A 17,418-nucleotide genomic window follows, 5' to 3' on the forward strand; every position below is an offset into this window, starting at 1 on the left:
AATACCGATGCAGGACGTCGCCCCTCAAGACTACCGCGACGCGATGGCTTGTCTCGGTGCGGCCGTCAGTATCGTCACGACCGACGGCGGCGCGGGCCGTGCCGGATTTGCTGCATCTGCGATTTGCAGCGTCACGGACGATCCGCCGACGCTGCTGGTCTGCATCAACCGCGGCTCCTCGGCCTATGCCGGCGTGACGCGCAACAAGGTGGCGTGCGTCAACGTGCTCTCGGCCCGGCACGAGCCACTGTCCCGCTTGTTCGGCGGCAAGGTGCCAGCGGAGGAACGGTTTGCCGCAGCCGCGTGGTCGACGCTCGAAACAGGCGCGCCGATGCTGGCCGACTGTGCTGCCGCGTTCGACTGCCGGATTGCCGATATCGTCAATGTCGGCACGCATGATGTGCTGTTCTGCCGTGTCGTGGCTGTGCAAAAATCCGGCTGCACCGACAATCTGATCTATTTCGGCCGCGCCTACCATACGGTCGGGGTGACCGATCCGGCCGAGCCTGGGTGCTCGTTTTAGGGGCAAAAGCTCCAAGCGGAATCTTGCCGCCTTTGGTCGTTCAATTCCACCCGTCTGATTTGTGCGGGCGCAGCAGATTGTTTGTCCAGGCTTCGGCGATGTGGGGCAGGGAGAGAGTTGGCCTTTGGTCGAGGAGGAGTTCGAGCACCCGCGGCGGAGTTAGTGGCAGCTCCAGGATCGGTTTTCCGATTGCGTTGGCGACGGCACAAGCGACGGCGGCTGCGACATTCAGGATCGGGACTTCGCCGGCGCCCTTCGTCCCGAGCGGACCGATCGACGGCGCACCTTCGTACAGGTTGATCTCGACCGGCACGACATCGAGGGCCAGCGGCACGCGGTAGGTCTCGAAGCCATTTTGACGGACGCGGCCATTGCTGCCGATCGTCACTTCCTCATGCAGGGCATAGCCCAATCCCTGCACAACGCCGCCCTGGATCTGGCCATGGATTGCGCGCGGGTTCAGCGCGCGGCCGACGTCCTGCACGACGCGATAGCTCAATACCTCGACGTGTCCTGTCTCAGTGTCGACGGCAACCTCACAATCATGGACGGCGAAGACGGGGATGTCGATCGCGTCGATGAAATGGCCGGCGACGCAGCCGGGCATCGCAGGCATACCGGCTCCTGTGAAGGCGCCGGTGCCGGAGATCGGGCCGATCTGCGCCTGGGCGCGGGCTGCAACCTCGGAGATCAGGCGGCCGGAGCCCGGCGCTCCGGCAATTTCAATTCGCCCCGAGCGCATGACCAGATCCTCGGCCGCGGCCTCGATCATCTCCGAGGCGACCTTCAGCAGCTTCGTGCGCACCTCGTGCGCCGCCGACAAGCTGGCTGCACCGAGCGAGACAGTGGTTCGGCCGCCTCCGACTCCGACATCGTAGCCGGCGGCATCCGTGTCGGCTGCGCGGACGATCACATCGTGAGGGCTGAGGCCGAGCGTGCCGGCCACGATCTGAGGCAGAGCTTGCATCATCGAACCCGACCCGATCTCGACCCCCGACGTCACCAGCGTCGCCGTCCCATCGGCATTCATGTTCACGGTCGCGGCCGACGGGCCGACAAAGACGAACCATGTGCCGACGACGGTCGCGCGTCCATAAAGCCGGCCGTCATCACGCCCGGGCGGCGTTGCGGCGGCATCGCGCATCGTATCCATCCGGTCAAGCATCGGGCCGAGCACGTCACCCTCGAACACCTGGCCGGTGGCGCCGAGATCGCCGTCGCCGAGCACGTTGCTGCGGCGGAAGGCAAGGGCATCCATGCCGATCCGGGCCGCGATTTCGTCGGTATGCCGCTCGAGCGCGAAAGTGTTGTAGACGCCGTTGCAGGCACGGAAAGCGCCGTTCGGAGCGGTGTTGGTATAGACCGCGCGCGAGACGAGCCGCACTGCGCCAAGGGAGTAATTTCCGCCAAGCGTGTGAGCGGTCATCGTCGTCAGGAAAATCTGTTCGCCACCATATGCGCCGCAATCCATGAGCACGACGGCTTCCCGTCCGACGATCTCGCCATCGCGCGTCACCGCCGAGCGTATGCGAATCTCGGCGTTTTCGCGAAAGAGACAGGTGAGCATCTCCTCCTCGCGCGAATTGACAAGCCGGACCGGCCGTCCGCTCGCGCGAGCGAGAAGGGCCGCAAAAGGCTCGATCGCGAGATCGAATTTGAGGCCGAAGCCGCCGCCGACCGGCGGTACCGTGACGCGGACCCGCGAGGCCGGCACGCCCAGCAGGCGTGCGGTTGCGTTGCGGATGGTCCAGGGCACCTGGGTGGATGTCTCGATGTGAAAGCGCCCGTCTTCATAACTTGCGACCACTGCGCGCGGCTCGAAGGCGACGTGGTTCTGGCGACCGACCCTGAAGGAGCTATCGATGATCTCGACGTCGCTCCGGGCAAATGCGGCATCGACGTCACCGCGAACGACGGTCGCCTCCCAGGCGATGTTGCCTCCGCGGACACCGCCCTCGAGCAGCACCTCGTAGTTGCGCCAGTCGGGATGCACGAGCGGAGCGTCCGGCGCAAGCGCATCCGCCATGGTGAGAACCACGGGCAGTGGTTCGATCTCGACGTCAATTGCAGCAAGCGCGGCATGAGCCTGCATCAGCGTGTCCGCCGCGATCGCGGCGATCGGCTCGCCGTCGTAGCGGATCACGTCGCGGGCAAAGAGCGGGTGGTCGGCGATGCCGATCCCGATCATGCCGGGCGCATCGGCAGCCGTCACGACGGCGCGCACACCGGGCATGCGGGCAGCTTTGGTGATGTCGAGACGGGCGATCCTGCCTGATGGCACGCCGGCACGCAAGATAGCCGCGTGCAGCATGCCGGGAAGGTAGCGATCGATGGTGTAGCGCGTGCGGCCGCGCAGCTTGTCCGCCGCGTCGCGACGCGCAAAGTTCATGGTTGCGGAGGCATCGGACACTTTTGCGTCTCCCGTCATGTCGTCGCAAGCGCCAGCAGCGCGGCCTCGATGATGCGTTCGTATCCGGTGCAACGGCAGATGTTGCCCGTGAGAGCAGCACGAATATCGTCGCGCGTTGCCCCGGGGCGGGTTGTGAGGAGATGCGTCAGGCTCACCACCATGCCGGGAAAGCACATGCCGCATTGGACCGCGTCGCAGGCCTCGAGCGCGGCCTGGATCGGGTTCAATCCGCCATTGACGGCAAGGCCCTCGACGGTACGGATATCGCAACCCTTGGCGAGCGCGGCCGGCATCAGGCACGACGGGGTGGGATTGCCGTCGATCAACACCATGCAGGCGCCGCAGAAGCCCTCGCGACACACCGGCTTTGCGCCCGTCAGATGAAATTCCTCGCGTAGGACGTCGACGAGTGGCGTGATGGGATCGGCAGTGGAGGTGAGGTGATCGCCGTTGACGGTCAGGCTAAGGCCCATGTTCATCCCCGACGGTTCAAGAGCCAAGCGCGGCGGCTGCACGGCGGACGAGGCCGGGTAGAACACGCACCCGGTACCAGGCAGGCGCGTCGGTACTGTCGCGACCCGTAAATTCATCGGCCAATCCGGCCGCTGCATGCGCAGCCTTCGCCGCGTTCAGCGGATGTCCGACAAGAGCGTCCTCAAGGCGCTCCCATCGGCGCGCAACCGGCTCGACTGAACCGACGGCGACACGTGCCGTCTGAACACGCCCGACATCGTCAAGGCTCACGGCGAGACTGACGATGGCGGTCGGATAGTCGCCGGCCTGTCGCAGCGGCAGGCGAGCGTGAGCGGTCTTGCGCTCCCGCCGCGGCACGATGATGCGTTGGACCAGCCACCCGGGCGCAAGTGTCGATCTCATTGTCAGAAATTGCTCCAGATCGATCCGCTCCCGGCCGCCTCGGCTCGCGATCTCGACTTCGGCATCGAGGCAGAGCAGCGCGGGCACGCAATCGGCCGCGGCAAATGCTGTCGTTGCGAGGTTGCCGCCAATGGTCGCCATCCCGCGGATAGCAGGATTGGCGGAGCGGCCGGCCGCCGCCGTGAGCACATTAAACTCCGAAAGCTCCGCCAGCGCTGCGGCCAGCGTGGCGTGCGTGACCGCCGCGCCGATTTCAACCGCATCGGCATCGATTTTAATGCCATGGAGCTCCGGAATGCTCCCGATTGCGACGTAACGGGGCTTGAGCAGCTCGTGCCGGATTGGGGCGCGCATGATCCAGGTGCCGCCGGCGAAGGGCGCGGCTGCGGCGCCGCCTTCGTCGAGCGCATCGAGCGCGGACGTCAGCGATGGCGCAACGTAGACGGACCTCGAAGCAGGCGTATCCATGTCGTCCGCGCTCTCGGTTCGATCGGTCAGCCCGTGCTCCACTTCGCCACTGAGCGCCGCTCGAACACCTCGCGAAACTGACTTGTGGATTTTGGAAGCAGAGCACCGGTGCCCCAGTCGAGGATCACGGCGTGCTGGCGGATCACGTCGAGCACGCCGATCGCGCCGTTGCGATAATTTTTCGCCACGATCTCAGGATCGAGCCGCACATTGGCGACACGCTCGGCCTTGGTTTTGGTGCGAAGCGCCGCGGTCGCGGCTTTGTCGACCTCATATTCGCAAAGCTCGGCGTCAACGGTATGCACGACAACGCCATAATCCTTCGCAGCCCGCTCGACCGAGACATAGTCGTCCTTGATGTCCTCGATCACGAGGGCCGGGTCGCGTTCGAGCGGATCGCCGAACCCGCCGCCACCGGCTGTCGGGCGCGAGAAGATATCGCCTTCGCCGATCGGGACATCCGAGAAGATCGAGCCGAGCCGCTCTTCGGCTTGGCCACCGGCGCGGGTCAATGTCAGCCCGTGCGGCATGGACGGCAAGCCGCCCTCGATGCCCCACACCACCGCGCGCTCGCGGTCGCAGATATAGGAGATCACGGTCTTCTCGGCCTGGAGCATGCGGGAGGTTTTCACGACCCCGGCGCCGCCGCGCCATTTGCCCGGACCGGGCGAGTCCTTGAGGATTTCGCATTCGGTGGTCAGGATCGGATTGGCGCGCTCCTGGCCCTCGACGGGCTGCGACATCAGGCCGGTGCCGAAGCATGCCGTCGTGACATTGCTGCCGTCCTTGCCGTTGCGCCCGCCCCAGCCGCCGGGCAGCCAGTCGTAGAACATGAAGATGGGCTTGTCCGGGCTGCGGGCGTCGAGACCACCGGTGAGCAGATACTCGAGATTGAAGGCGCAGGCGAGCGCGCGCTCCGGCATCAGCTTCGACCACATTTCGTAGATCGAATTCATGATCTTCTCGAACGGCATCAGGAAGCCGGTGACCGCGATCGGCCATTTGGCATCGACGATCGAGCCTTCCGGCGCGATGATTTCAAAGCAGCGGTAGAATCCGGAGTTGAGCGGGAGATCGGGGAAGAAAGTCTTCATGCCGGCCGCAACGGCCGAGAAGGTCGTACCGAAGGCCGAGTTGTAGATCGAACCGATGGTTGGATGGCTGCCGGTGAAGTCGTAGATGGCGCGGTCGCCCTTGATCGTCAGCTTGATACGGATCGGGATCATGCCTTCGCCGCCGGCGGGGTCGCGGTCGATGAAGTCGACCGTCTCCCATTCGCCATCGGGCAGGGCCGCAATGCGCTGGCGCACCGAACGTTCGACATAGTCCTGCACGGCAGCAAGACCGGTCTCGACCGTGTCGCGACCATATTTGTTGACGAGACGCAGGATCTCGCGCTCGCAGACCTGGGTGGCCTGGGACTGCGCCTGGATGTCGCCGATGATCGAGACCGGGTCGCGGGTGTTCGAGGCGATCAGATGCGCGACGTCCTTGCAGAAGCGGCCCTTGTCGAACAGGCGTACCGGCGTGATGCGCAGCCCCTCGCGGAACATTTCGCGCGCGGAGACGTCGAACGACCCCGGCACGCTGCCGCCGACATCCGACCAATGGCCGTTTGACTGGCTGAAGGCGATGATCTTGCCGTCGGCGAAGATCGGCCGGATCAGGCGAACATCCGGGAAATGCGTGCCGCCGGCGTAGGGGTCGTTGATGGCGAAGACGTCACCTTCATGCATATCCCCGTCGAAGAAGCGCATGACGTCCTTGCAGGTGAAATGCAGCGTACCGACATGGACGGCGATGTCCTGATTGCCCTGTGCGGCGCATTCGCCCTTGGCGTCGTGCAGGGCGCTGGAAAAATCGCGGTTGTAGATGACGAAGGAGTAGCAGGTCCGTAGCACCTGCTCGCCCATCTGGTCGACGCTGGTAATGAAGGAGTTCTTGAGGACCTCGAAGGTCACGGGGTCGAGCGGGAGATCTCCGGCCATGGTTCACTCCTTCACGCGGATGATGATGTTGAGATATTTGTCGACCTCGGCGCTGGCGCCTGGCGGTACGACGGTCGTCGCGTCGACCTGCTCGACGATCGCGGGTCCTTGAAAGGAGAAGCCGCAGGGCAGGTCGTCGCGCTCGTAGACGGGCGTGTCCAACCCGTTGCCGTCGAACCACACCCTGCGGCGGCCAACCGGCTCAGGGATCACGCCGGTCGGTTCATGGATCGCGAACTCCGCCTTGGGGACGACGCCCACCGCCTTGAGATTGAGACGGAAGAAGCTGACCGGGGCGCTGTCACGGCGGAAATTGTACTCACGCTTGTGCTCGGTATGAAAGCTTTGGACGAGGTCCGCGATCGCACCGATGGGGCGCGGTGCATGGACCGCGAGCGACCGCCACTGGCCGCGGTACATCATGTCGATCGATCGCTGGAGCACGATATCCTGTGACGCAATGCCTTCGTGGGTGAGCCGGGCGAGCGCGTCCTTCTCCAGAGCGGCGAACTGTGCTTCGATGTCGGCGGCGTCGGCCTCATCGGCGCCGGTCATGCAGCTCTGCGAAAAATCGTGCTGCATGTCGACCAGGAGACAGCCGAGCGCCGAGGTCACGCCGGGGTTGGGCGGCACGATCACGACCGGGATCGCAAGCTCGCGGGCGACATCGACCCCATGCAGCGCGCCGGCGCCGCCGAAGGCAACCAGGGCAAAGTCGCGCGGGTCGTAGCCGCGGCTGATCGAGATCAGCCGTACAGCATCCGACATGTTGGCGTTGGCGACCTTGACGATCGCGTCGGCTGCCTCGTGCAGGCCGAGGCCAAAGGGCTTTGCGACGCCATCCTCGACCGCCTGGCGTGCCAGCGCGGGGTCGAGTTTCACCTTGCCGCCGGCGAGATTTGTGCCGAGCCGGCCGAGCGTGACGTTGGCGTCGGTATTGGTCGGCTGGGTATTGCCGTTGCTGTAGCAGGCGGGGCCCGGAAAGGCGCCAGCCGATTGCGGGCCGTTGCGCAGGGAGCCGGCCGAGTCGGTCCAGGCCAGCGATCCACCGCCGGCTCCGATGGTGAGGACCTCGATGGACGCAAAGCGGATCGGATAACCGAACTCGATGTGCCAGTCCTTGGTGATGCGCGACTGCCCCTCATAGGCGAGTGAGACGTCGGTCGATGTGCCTCCCATGTCGAGGCCAATGGAGTTGGGAAAGCCACAGAGGCCGGCGATGTAGCGGCTGGCGATGGCGCCGGCAGCAATTCCGGAACCGGCAAGGCGCGCGGCAAAATCCTTGACGCTGGCGGGCGTCATGACACCGCCGCCGGTATGCAGCAGCAGGAGATCGCGGGTATAACCCTCATCGGCGAGACGCTCGCCGAGCCGGCTCGTGTAGCTGACCACGACCGGACTCACGACGGCATTGGCGACCGTGGTCGAGAACCGCTCGTGCTCGAAGATTTCGGGGAGCACCTGCGAGGAGATCGAGACGGGGATGTCGGGCATCTCCTCGACGAGAATATCGCGCATGGCGCGCTCGTTCGCTCCGTTGAGATAGGCGTTCATGAAGCAGACCGCGACCGCGGCAACGCCGCGGCGCTTGAGAATACGCGCGACGTTGCGTGCTGCCTCGACATCGAGCGGCTCGATCACGATGCCGCCGGCGTCGACGCGTTCCGGCACTGTCAGGCGGTCGCGCCGCGGGACGTATGGCTTGACGACGTCCTTGTAGGTATCCCAGAGGTCTTCCTTGTTGGCGCGGCGGATTTCGATGACGTCGCGAAAACCCTTGGTCGTGACCACGGCGGTGCGGGGCAGGCGGCGCGTGATCAGCGCGTTGGTTGCAACGGTGGTGCCGTGGGAGAAGAGCGCCACTTCGGCGAGATCGACACCGGCCTTGGACACACCGCCCATGATCCCGTCGATGGGGTCGGGGGTCGACGCCGTCTTCTCGATGCGGATCAGGCCGGTTGCCTCGTCCATGATGCAGATATCGGTAAAGGTGCCGCCGACGTCGACGGCCACGCGAAGGTTCTGCACCATGCGACTTCCTCATCGAATTGCGATCGACGATCATAGGCAGATCAGGGGCGGCAATTCTTGACGCTGAGCGCAGGAAGATTTGTGCGAGAGAGCACCAACGACCGCCGCACCGGCGCCGGCTGCCGGATGCCTAAAGGTCGGTCAGGCGCGCGAATGAGCTTTCAGGCAAGGGGCGGTGCGCGCCGCCGCGCGAGCCTCGCTCGGGGTGCAGCCGTACCGGCTGCGGTAATTCCGGCTGAACTGCGCCTGGTCGCCGAACCCCCACAGGTAGGCGATTTCCGAAATGCTCTTGCGGCAGCCGGGATCGCGCAGCATGGCGTCGGACATCGACAGGCGTTGGTTCCGGATATAGGCGCAAACGGTGATGCCTTCTCCCTCAAAAACCTGATGGAGATATCTGAGCGAGATGCCACAGCCGTCCGCGATCATTTGCGGCGTGAGTCGCATGTCGTCGAGACGCGTGCGAATGAACTGCTCGCAGCGATGGAGGTGGCCGTTGCGAACGGACGAGGAATGGCCCACCAGCACGCGGTCATCGGACTCGATCACCATCGCCAGGAGATCGATGAGATGCTTGCCCATCACGGCCCGGGCCGCCTCGTCCATGTCCGCGATGCGGTCGCCGGCAAGCCGCAGCGTGTCGACGAACAGTGCACCCACGCTGCGGTTGGCGTCGAATTGCAGGGTTGCGAGGCGTTCGGGACGGGATATCCTTGCGCGCAAGACGGCGCTTGGAATCTTCAGTACCCAGAGCGCCGCCGGATCATCGTGGCTGAATTCATAGGGCAGATGGCTTCGCTCGATCACGAATGCGCCGGGCCGGCACCGGACATCCTTGCCGTCCTGCTCGAAGCGGATTTCGGCGAGCTCCGGGACCGTGATGAGGAAACATTCTTCCCGCTCGTTCACGAGGTGCCGTTCGCGGCGCCTGTAGAGCAGGCCATTCGAGACGTTGCGGGAGACCGAGAGAGGGCCCATGCACCAGGCGCCCAGGCTCGCGTCGAAGTCGCGACCGCCGGGAAAGACGAGATCGAGCGGGAAGTATGTCTTGGAGACAACGTCCTGCCAGTAATGCCGCCGACTTTGCGAGGGAACATCGCTGGTCGCATATGTGGCCTGCATGCCGCACTCCGTCCCTGCCATCGCCCGTTCGGGCCTTGCGCTCTTTCATCGCGCCGACCGCCGTGATCGGCCCAAGCTTGGCTAGGACGACATGACGGCGTCAAATCGAAATAAGCGGGTGCCGATATCTCAGATTTCGATGGCCTCGTCCGATCGTTGTCGGTGGTCGGTGCCGACGGGAGGACGTGCCGGACCAACGCCCGCCACGGCAAAGCGCATGAAATCGCGATACGCTTTCGCAGCATCGGAAAATTCGGTGTCGCGGCGCCAGGCCAGTCCGACGTCCATGCTGGGCACTTCGTTCTCGATGACGCGGGTCTCGATCCGCTGGCCCTCGAGCGACCAGGGCCGGTAGACGAGATCGGACAGGATGGTAATGCCCATTCCGCCCGCAACCATGGATCGGACGGCTTCGACGGAGGAGGTGCGGAAGATCGTTCGCGGTTCGAGCGACAAGGCATTCCAGTAGCGCATCGACGTGTGCTTGGCTTCGTCGACGGTGAGCATGACGTAAGGGTAGGTCGCGATCTCAGCGAGATGGACGCGCTCGGCGCGTGTCAGTGGATGATCGGGAGAAAGCCACAACCGGCGTGGCGACCGCAACAACGTCTCGCTCGCAAGCATGGCGTTGTTGTGCAGGTTCGAGACCAGCATGACCGCAAGGTCGAGCGCACCGTCGACGACGGCGCGTTCGAGCACATCGCGCGGCATCTCGAACAGCTCGACCGTGATCCCGGGAAAGCTTGCCTGGAAACGCATCTGATGCCGCGGCAGAAAATAACCGGAAACGGTATAGGTGACGCCAATGCGCACCGTTCCGAACAGCGGACCGGCGGACATATGCGTCCCGTGGACGGCTTCGGCGACTGAAGCAAGGATCTGGCGTCCTTGCGACAGGAACCGGTTGCCCTCCATGGTGACGGTCACGCCGGTCGGGGTGCGCTCCAGCAGGCGGGCACAGACGATGGCTTCGAGTTGCTGGATCGCGGCGGTGACCGCGGATTGCGAGACATTCAGGTCGATGGCTGCTTGGCTGATACGCCCCGTCTCGGCGGCGGCGACGAAATAGCGGATTTGTTTCAGAGAAACGGACATCACGGTCGATCCGATATTTTGATTTTACCTAACTCACGAGCGGTTGAGCGCTGCTTTTGGGCGCAAAGGACTTCAATGCAACTCCCGTGCCTAGTCTGCGCGCGGGCAACTTGAGCAACACAATAGTGGAATAGCGGACGGTCAGAGCGACCAAGCGCCGTATCGGAGCTTGGTCGACCGGGGGCGCAGATACCGTACGGCCCTTCAGCGCCTACGCCAATAGAGCACTGCGAAGCTTGCCCAGCAAGCCGGCCCGGCTCTTGCGCGCCGCAAGGGCCTCATCCATCCCGACCTTGACGAACTTCACCGGAGTGTTGGGCTGGAGCTGGCCGATCAAATCCATGTCCGCTGCGATGACCGTGCCGACCATGAAATAGCCGCCGCCCGAGACCGCGTCACGATGCAGCACGATCGGCTCAGTGCCGCCGGGAACCTGGATTGATCCGTAGGGGTAGCAGGCATCGGTGATGTTGGAGGGATCAGAACCGGCTCCGAAGGGCGGCTCGCGCGGCACGAATTCGAGCGGCTTGCCGCCCTTGAAGCGGTAGCCGATCCGGTCAGCTTCCGGCGCGACCTTCCAGGTGTCGCCGAAGAACCCAACGCCGGCCGTCTCGGTGATGCGATGCCAGTAAAGTCCGGGCATCACGCGCAGTTCTGTCGGCACCCCCGCCGGCAGGCCGCGCAGCTCCTTCGTAACTGTGCGGCCATCCTTGACAAGTGCGCTGGCCTTGCCGATGGGAAGTTCGTCACCGGCCTCGAGCTTCCGGCCCTTGAAGCCGCCGAGTGCGCCGAGCGCATAGGTGGAGCGGGAGCCCAGGACAAGCGGCACGTCGATGCCGCCAGCGATTGCAATATAGCCGCGGGCGCCCTGCTTGAGGAAATCGAAGGACAGCTTTTGGCCGCGCTTCACCTTGAAGCTCGTCCAGGTCTCGCGCGGCTCGCCATCGAGCTTCGGCGGCAGCTCGGCTCCGGTGATTGCGACCAGGGCGTCATCGGTGAATTCTAGCTCCGGCCCCATGAATACGGCCTCGAGGACCGCAGCGCCTTCCTCGTTGCCCACGAGCAGGTTTGCCGCGGCAAGCGCGTGACGGTCCATGCCGCCGGAGAGCGGGATGCCGATGTGATAGTAGCCGGGACGCCCCAGGTCCTGCACGGTGGTGGCAAGGCCGGGCTTCAAGACTTTAATTGCCATGGAGAACCCCCTCGAGCTTGCGGTTATAGGCGTCGATGTCGTTGTTGAACTCGGTCAGCGAGAATGAGACGTCGCGGATGATCGGCGCGAAGCGGCCGGCATCGACATCGGCCACGGCAGCGTCATAGGCGGGTCGATCGATCGGCTTCCATTTCACGATGTCGCCCGGCCTGAACAGGCACATGAAGTCGCGCAAATAGCTGATCTTCTGGTTGGGATCGTAGATCGGCATCGGCGTGATGCCGAACATCTGGTAGCCGCCGGCGCCGCGTACCGAATAGATGCAGCTGAAGCATCCGCCGTGCCCGACGGTGAGTTTTGGCGTATCCGTGCGTGGGCGCAGATATTTCGGCGCCTGGATCTGCCGCTGGCGCTCCACCATCTGGTAGAGGAACGGCAGGCCTGCGACGAAGCCGACCATCGAGACGAACCATGGCGCGCTGGAATGCGCCTTGATGAAGGCGTCGACCCCGTCGAGCCCGTTGATGCGCGCAGCATATTCGAGATCGGTACCGTTCGGATCCTGGTGGCGCTCGCGGAAGCGCATCAGGGTGTCGTGCGTCCAGGGATCATTGTAGAGCACGGGGATTTCGATGATCCGCGTCTTGATGACCGGTGCGGATGTTTCAGATGCGGAATCCAGCTGTTTCAGCTCGGCAAGCAGGTCGTCGGGCTTGATCTGATCCGGATCGAACTTGACCTGATAGGACGCATTGGCCGGGCAGATCTCGGTCACGCCCTTGATCCTGGCGTCGCGCACCGCATTGGTGACGAACAGGCCCTTGAAGAAAGCCTCCAGTGACATGGACTCAGCGACCTCGGCGAAGATGTGCTCATCGCCGCCGTAGGAAAATCGGGTTTGCATGACTAGCGGCCTCCTGTTGCTGACGGGGCGGGTTCTCTCGCGGTCATTGCGCGACCTTGGCGGTCGGTGACGGCGCCGCGGTGCCGAGCGACGACGCATGGTTTTCCAGCCATGGCTCGAGCCAGGCGGTATGAAAGCGCGCGGCCTGAACGTCGGGATCTCGCGCGAGCGCCTGATGCAGGGGCTTTGTCGTCGCCAGGCCCTCGACGCTGAGCTCGGCAAGAGCGCGCTCGAGCCGCCGGATCGCACGCGGTCTGTCCTCGTCGTGCACGATCAGCTTGCCGAGCAGGCTGTCGTAGAACGGCGGCACCGTGTAGCCCTGATAAAGCATGCTGTCGAAGCGCACGCCTTCACCACTGGGCACGCTGAGCGCGCTGATTGTACCGGGGCTCGGGAGAAAGCCCTTCGCGGGATCCTCGGCATTGATGCGGACTTCGATCGAATGACCGCGGACGCGAACCTGGTCCTGGCGAATGCGGAGCGGCTCGCCGCCGGCGATCCGGATCATCTCGCAGACGAGGTCGATGCCGGTGACCATCTCCGTGACGGGATGCTCGACCTGGATCCGCGTGTTCATCTCCAGAAAGTAGAATTCGTGACTGCGGTCGTCATAGAGATATTCGAGCGTTCCGGCGCCGCGATAGTCCACCGCCTTGGCGAGCGCGACCGCCGACGAACACAGTCTGTCGCGAACCGCCGGCGTCAGCGACGGCGAGGGCGCTTCTTCCCAGACCTTCTGGCGGCGTCGTTGCAGCGAGCACTCGCGCTCGAAACAATGGATGACGTCGCGCCCGTCACCGAGGATTTGTACCTCGATGTGCCGCGCGCCTTCGATCAGCTTCTCGACATAGAGCCCGCCATCGCCGAAGGCGGCGAGTGCTTCCGCCTGTGCCTGAGGCATCAAATGATGGAATTCCTCGGCGGAACGCGCGATGCGGATGCCGCGTCCGCCACCGCCGGCCGCGGCCTTGATCATCACGGGAAAGCCGGTCTTCTCGACCAATGCGAAGGCTGCGTCGGCAGATTCCAGGCGTCCGGCGCTGCCGGGGACGGTCGGCACGCCGGCGGCTTGCGCAGCCTCCCGGGCCGCGACCTTGTCGCCCATCAGCCTGATCGATTGCGCGGTCGGGCCGACGAAGATCAGCCCCGCTGCTTCGACCGCGGCCGCGAACTCGGCGTTCTCGGCCAGGAAGCCGTAGCCGGGATGGATGGCGTCGGCGCCGGTCGTCCCGGCGGCGGCGAGGATCGTTGCCTGGTTGAGGTATGATTTTGAAGCCTGCGGCGGACCGATCTCGATCGACTGGTCGGCCAGCCGGACGGCAAGCGAGTCCTTGTCGGCCTTGCTGTAGACCTGGACGGTCGCAATACCGAGCTCGCGCGCCGCACGAATGATGCGGACGGCGATCTCGCCGCGATTGGCGATGAGGAGCTTCTGGATCGTCATGAACGCGCGAACCGTCTCAAACGTCAATCTCGGCAATCGGCTGGCCCGCCATAATGGCCTCCTCGTTCTCGGCTAGGAAACGCAAGATCTTGCCCGCCGCGCCGGCCTTCACCTCGTTGAATGATTTCATCACCTCGATGAGCCCGATCGTGTCGTTCTCCGTGATCGTGTCTCCGTCGGACTTGTAGTCCGGCTTGTCGGGCGCGGGCTTGCGATAGAATATGCCCGGCAGCGGCGAGAATATCTGTTGAGTTGCCATGGGGTCCTCCTGGTCGTTCGCTTCTTCGGGTCGTTCTCACCGCGCGGTGAGATAGGGGCGGACGGCTTCGCGAACCGCGTGCGCGATCGCGACGGCATTGGGCGTGTCGGAGTGGATGCAGATCGAATCGGCTCCGACCAGGACGTCGTTTCCGGCCACCGATCGGGTCTTGCCTTCATTCACGGCTCGCGTGCACCGCGAGGCCGCGTCGGCCGGATCCTTGGCCTCGTGCTCGCGCGTGATGATGAGGCTGCCGTCGGCATTGTAGTCGAGGTCGGCATAGTATTCGGCGACGAAGGTATGGCCGCGCCGCTCGTAGACCATCTGATGCAGCGTACCCTTCATGCCGAGCAGCGGCACCTTATAGACATCGGCGGCATCCGCGACGGCCTCTGCGATGTTCTCGCTGCGCGCGGCCATGCCATAGAGGGCGCCGTGCGGCTTGATGTGATTGAGCGGCAGGCCCTCGGCATCCAGGAATGCCTTGAGCGCGCCGATCTGATAAAGCAGGCAGTTCGTCAACTCCTCGCGGTCGATCTTCATCTCCCGCCGCCCAAAACCCTGCAAGTCCGGCAGTGACGGATGGGCGCCGACCTTGACGCCGAACTGCTTGGCGAGTTGCACCGTTTGCCGCATGTGATTGAAGTCGGATGCATGGAAGCCGCAAGCCACGTTGGCGACATCGATGTGGGGCATCAGCGCCTTGTCGTCGCCCATTTTGTAGAGGCCATAGGCCTCGCCCATGTCGCAATTAATCACGACCATTCTCCTGTTTCCTCTCAACGGCTTGCGTTCGATCCAAGGGGACGGCCGCCCGCAGGTGCGACAGGCACCGCGGGCGGCACATCGCCGGCTTACTTCGACACCAGATAGTCGACCGGGATCTTCTCCGAGATGGTCCACTGATCGACCATCTTCGGCTTGCCGGCCTCGGTGTCGATGATCAGGTAACGGCCCTGGTTTTGATGGTGGATGTCCTTGTTGAAGGTGCGCGGCCCGAACAGCGTGGCCTCGTTGTTCATCTTTTCCAGTTCAGCGACGACAGCCGGAGCGTCGGTGGTCTTGGCGTGCTCGACCGCCTTGGCCCAGACGTCGATCAGGACATAGCCGGGATAGACGTACTGGCTGGACGGATCGCCGCCCGTCACGTCCTTGTACTTCTTGTTGAACTCGTTGACCTTCGGATTGGGATCGTCGCCGTAGATCGAGCCCTGCACCGGAACGTAGAAGTTCGACAGATCCGGAATGGCGTTCAGCCAGTAGCTGCCGTCCATGCTCGAACCGTTGAGGATCATCGACTTGATGCCGGCGGCCCGGATCTGCTTGATGGCCGACACCGCGCCCGGCATCATCGTGCAGACCATGATGGCGTCGGGCTCCTTCGGCAGGCTCTTGATGCGCGTGATCTGGGACGCAATCGAAGCATCATCATTCTTGAAGGTGTCGCTTCCGGCCAGCGTCGCGTCCTTCAGCTTCGGCATCATCCAGTCGAAGCCGTCGCAGATGCCCTTGTTGTAGACGGTCCAGCTGTCGAGCAGCCGGTAGAAGCTGCGGGCATTCTTCTTGTTGTAGGCCCATTCCGCCATGGTCGCGCCCTGCACGGCCGCCAGAACGGAGCCGGAGAACGAGTAGGGACCGACGCCGGGGATGCCGGCCTTGATCGACTCGGCGCAGAGGAAGAACGAGACCTTGCCGGCCGCCTGCGCCTGGAGTGCCGCCGGCGCGCCGAAATCGTAGTCGCAGGAGACGACCACGAGATCTGCGCCCTGGTCGAGCACGGCAAGGCCGGCCTTGGCGCCCTCGGCCTGGTCGGTCTTGGTATCGGCAAAGACGGCCTTGATCTTCTTGCCGAGCAAGCCGCCCGCCTTGTTGATCTCGTCGATGCGGATCATTGCCGCATCTTGTGCCGGCTTGTCATAGGCCTGCATGAAGCCTGACGCTGCGGTCGCAAATCCGATGACGATCTCGTCGGCCGCCTTGGCCGGTGCGAACCAGAGTGCGGACACCCCAGTCAGGACACCCAGTATTCTCGCAAGACGCATAACCATTCCTCCAGTTGTGTAGTGAACTTCAGTTCAGTTCCTTCATCGCCGTCCGCACCGGGCGTGACAAACGTCGCAGCATCGGCCATCCGCGCCAGGAGAACTCCTGGTTGCGGGTGAGACCGGTCGGCAGATACATCAAGATGACGATGGTGATGATGCCGATCGCGATCTCCTGGACCCCGTTCGGCAGTGCGACCTTGATTGCGCCAAGGCTGATGCCTTTTTCAAGATTGCGGAACAATTCGATCAGCACCGAGATCGTGACGACGCCGGTGACGGCGCCGCTGAGGCTGTACATGCCGCCGACGACCAGCATTGAGAGGGTGATGAAGGTCGTCCGCAGATAGAAGGCACCGGGGTTGACGATGCTCAGGAAGTGCGCGTAGAGCGCACCGGCGATGCCGATGATGAAGGCGCTGACCACGAACGCGACCAGCCGTTCGCGGACAATGTCGATACCCGAGGCGCTGGCGGCAACGGACTCATCGCGTGTGGCCCGAAGCGCGAGCCCGGAGCGGGAAATCGCGTAGAGGTAGGCGATCGCGATCGCAACTGCGGCACCCAGCCAGCCGATCCAGACGTTCATGGTCGGCGGTATGCCGACGATCGAACCTTGTCCGCCCGTGACCGAATCCCAGTTCGAATAGACGTTGTTGATGACGCCGAGCAGTCCGAAAGTCGCGATCGAGGCGGCAATCCCCGACAGGCGCATGATGACGCGTCCGACGACGAGCGCGAACAGGGCGGCGAACACGCCCGAAATCGGCGTGGCCACCCACATCGGCAATTGCGTGTGCAGCAGCCAGGCCGGCAGTCCCTTGAGCGTCATCGACTTCATCACGGGCGGGATCGCGAGCCATGCGGTCATGTAGGCGCCGAGGCACATGAAGCTGATGTGCCCGAACGACAGCAGGCCCGAATTTCCGACAAACACGTAGAGGCCGACGACCACCATGATGTTGATGAACATCTCGACGGCCGTCCGGTTGAACGCGCGGCTGCCGAATTGATAGCTCAGGGCGGCCATGACGAGCAGGACGACGATCAGGACGATCGGTGTCAGCATCGTTTGCCGGATGACGGACGGCCGCTTTGGCATC

Annotated in this window: 15 protein-coding genes; 1 reads left to right on the top strand and 14 read right to left on the bottom strand. The window is 64.0% G+C overall.

Annotated elements, in window-relative coordinates; translation table 11 throughout:
• Positions 1 to 7 precede the first annotated feature (7 nt).
• The gene (locus tag ABID58_RS07445; RefSeq protein WP_354032120.1) at positions 8 to 523 is read left to right on the top strand and encodes a flavin reductase; all 516 of its coding nucleotides are present in this window, start codon (positions 8 to 10) and stop codon (positions 521 to 523) included.
• 40 nt (positions 524 to 563) lie between these two features.
• Here ABID58_RS07445 and ABID58_RS07450 read toward each other — a convergent pair whose 3' ends face one another.
• The 14 genes from ABID58_RS07450 to ABID58_RS07515 all read right to left on the bottom strand — a co-directional run bounded on the left by ABID58_RS07450 (position 564) and on the right by ABID58_RS07515 (position 17,417).
• A complete protein-coding gene (locus tag ABID58_RS07450; protein ID WP_354032121.1) occupies positions 564 to 2,933 on the bottom strand; it encodes a xanthine dehydrogenase family protein molybdopterin-binding subunit in 2,370 nt (789 codons plus the stop codon).
• A 14-nt stretch (positions 2,934 to 2,947) separates the two neighbouring features.
• Entirely contained in the window at positions 2,948 to 3,406 is a 459-nt protein-coding gene (locus ABID58_RS07455; RefSeq protein WP_354032122.1) for a (2Fe-2S)-binding protein, read from the bottom strand.
• 16 nt (positions 3,407 to 3,422) lie between these two features.
• Positions 3,423 to 4,277, bottom strand: coding sequence for an FAD binding domain-containing protein (locus ABID58_RS07460; RefSeq protein WP_354032123.1), 855 nt, complete (start codon positions 4,275 to 4,277; stop codon positions 3,423 to 3,425).
• Between the two features lie 26 nt (positions 4,278 to 4,303).
• Positions 4,304 to 6,265, bottom strand: coding sequence for a hydantoinase B/oxoprolinase family protein (locus ABID58_RS07465; protein ID WP_354032124.1), 1,962 nt, complete (start codon positions 6,263 to 6,265; stop codon positions 4,304 to 4,306).
• 3 nt (positions 6,266 to 6,268) lie between these two features.
• A complete protein-coding gene (locus tag ABID58_RS07470) occupies positions 6,269 to 8,293 on the bottom strand; it encodes a hydantoinase/oxoprolinase family protein (protein WP_354032192.1) in 2,025 nt (674 codons plus the stop codon).
• A gap of 144 nt (positions 8,294 to 8,437) precedes the next feature.
• Positions 8,438 to 9,418: an AraC-like ligand-binding domain-containing protein gene (locus tag ABID58_RS07475; protein WP_354032125.1), complete on the bottom strand. Its 981-nt coding sequence runs from the start codon at positions 9,416 to 9,418 to the stop codon at positions 8,438 to 8,440.
• A gap of 129 nt (positions 9,419 to 9,547) precedes the next feature.
• Positions 9,548 to 10,513: a LysR family transcriptional regulator gene (locus ABID58_RS07480; RefSeq protein WP_148749141.1), complete on the bottom strand. Its 966-nt coding sequence runs from the start codon at positions 10,511 to 10,513 to the stop codon at positions 9,548 to 9,550.
• A 211-nt stretch (positions 10,514 to 10,724) separates the two neighbouring features.
• The gene (locus ABID58_RS07485; RefSeq protein WP_354032126.1) at positions 10,725 to 11,705 is read right to left on the bottom strand and encodes a 5-oxoprolinase subunit C family protein; all 981 of its coding nucleotides are present in this window, start codon (positions 11,703 to 11,705) and stop codon (positions 10,725 to 10,727) included.
• Positions 11,695 to 12,570 carry a 5-oxoprolinase subunit B family protein gene (locus ABID58_RS07490; RefSeq protein ID WP_354032127.1) on the bottom strand — a complete coding sequence of 292 codons (876 nt, stop codon included), beginning with the start codon at positions 12,568 to 12,570 and terminating at the stop codon, positions 11,695 to 11,697. The genes ABID58_RS07485 and ABID58_RS07490 overlap by 11 nt, the downstream gene beginning before the upstream one ends.
• 43 nt (positions 12,571 to 12,613) lie before the next feature.
• Complete coding sequence (locus ABID58_RS07495; protein WP_354032128.1) at positions 12,614 to 14,014, bottom strand: acetyl-CoA carboxylase biotin carboxylase subunit; 1,401 nt, start codon at positions 14,012 to 14,014, stop codon at positions 12,614 to 12,616.
• Positions 14,015 to 14,030: 16 nt separating this feature from the next.
• Positions 14,031 to 14,273 (bottom strand): acetyl-CoA carboxylase, encoded by a 243-nt coding sequence (locus ABID58_RS07500; protein WP_354032129.1) that lies wholly within the window; start codon positions 14,271 to 14,273, stop codon positions 14,031 to 14,033.
• 36 nt (positions 14,274 to 14,309) lie between these two features.
• Positions 14,310 to 15,038 (bottom strand): LamB/YcsF family protein, encoded by a 729-nt coding sequence (locus tag ABID58_RS07505; protein WP_148749136.1) that lies wholly within the window; start codon positions 15,036 to 15,038, stop codon positions 14,310 to 14,312.
• Between the two features lie 89 nt (positions 15,039 to 15,127).
• Positions 15,128 to 16,315: an ABC transporter substrate-binding protein gene (locus tag ABID58_RS07510; RefSeq protein WP_148749135.1), complete on the bottom strand. Its 1,188-nt coding sequence runs from the start codon at positions 16,313 to 16,315 to the stop codon at positions 15,128 to 15,130.
• Positions 16,316 to 16,343: 28 nt separating this feature from the next.
• Positions 16,344 to 17,417: a branched-chain amino acid ABC transporter permease gene (locus ABID58_RS07515; protein WP_354032130.1), complete on the bottom strand. Its 1,074-nt coding sequence runs from the start codon at positions 17,415 to 17,417 to the stop codon at positions 16,344 to 16,346.
• Position 17,418: the final 1 nt, after the last annotated feature.

Origin of the sequence: Bradyrhizobium sp. S3.2.6 (assembly GCF_040546885.1) — a bacterium.
GTDB lineage: Bacteria > Pseudomonadota > Alphaproteobacteria > Rhizobiales > Xanthobacteraceae > Bradyrhizobium > Bradyrhizobium cytisi.

What these genes read in the sequence shown, in the direction of transcription:
- ABID58_RS07510 (WP_148749135.1), bottom strand. Translation starts at nt 16,315, where the DNA reads ATGCGTCTTGCGAGAATACTGGGTGTCCTGACTGGGGTGTCCGCACTC.
- ABID58_RS07445 (WP_354032120.1), top strand. Translation starts at nt 8, where the DNA reads ATGCAGGACGTCGCCCCTCAAGACTACCGCGACGCGATGGCTTGTCTC.
- ABID58_RS07455 (WP_354032122.1), bottom strand. Translation starts at nt 3,406, where the DNA reads ATGGGCCTTAGCCTGACCGTCAACGGCGATCACCTCACCTCCACTGCC.
- ABID58_RS07460 (WP_354032123.1), bottom strand. Translation starts at nt 4,277, where the DNA reads ATGGATACGCCTGCTTCGAGGTCCGTCTACGTTGCGCCATCGCTGACG.
- ABID58_RS07480 (WP_148749141.1), bottom strand. Translation starts at nt 10,513, where the DNA reads ATGTCCGTTTCTCTGAAACAAATCCGCTATTTCGTCGCCGCCGCCGAG.
- ABID58_RS07490 (WP_354032127.1), bottom strand. Translation starts at nt 12,570, where the DNA reads ATGCAAACCCGATTTTCCTACGGCGGCGATGAGCACATCTTCGCCGAG.
- ABID58_RS07485 (WP_354032126.1), bottom strand. Translation starts at nt 11,705, where the DNA reads ATGGCAATTAAAGTCTTGAAGCCCGGCCTTGCCACCACCGTGCAGGAC.
- ABID58_RS07495 (WP_354032128.1), bottom strand. Translation starts at nt 14,014, where the DNA reads ATGACGATCCAGAAGCTCCTCATCGCCAATCGCGGCGAGATCGCCGTC.
- ABID58_RS07505 (WP_148749136.1), bottom strand. Translation starts at nt 15,038, where the DNA reads ATGGTCGTGATTAATTGCGACATGGGCGAGGCCTATGGCCTCTACAAA.
- ABID58_RS07465 (WP_354032124.1), bottom strand. Translation starts at nt 6,265, where the DNA reads ATGGCCGGAGATCTCCCGCTCGACCCCGTGACCTTCGAGGTCCTCAAG.
- ABID58_RS07500 (WP_354032129.1), bottom strand. Translation starts at nt 14,273, where the DNA reads ATGGCAACTCAACAGATATTCTCGCCGCTGCCGGGCATATTCTATCGC.
- ABID58_RS07515 (WP_354032130.1), bottom strand. Translation starts at nt 17,417, where the DNA reads ATGCCAAAGCGGCCGTCCGTCATCCGGCAAACGATGCTGACACCGATC.
- ABID58_RS07475 (WP_354032125.1), bottom strand. Translation starts at nt 9,418, where the DNA reads ATGCAGGCCACATATGCGACCAGCGATGTTCCCTCGCAAAGTCGGCGG.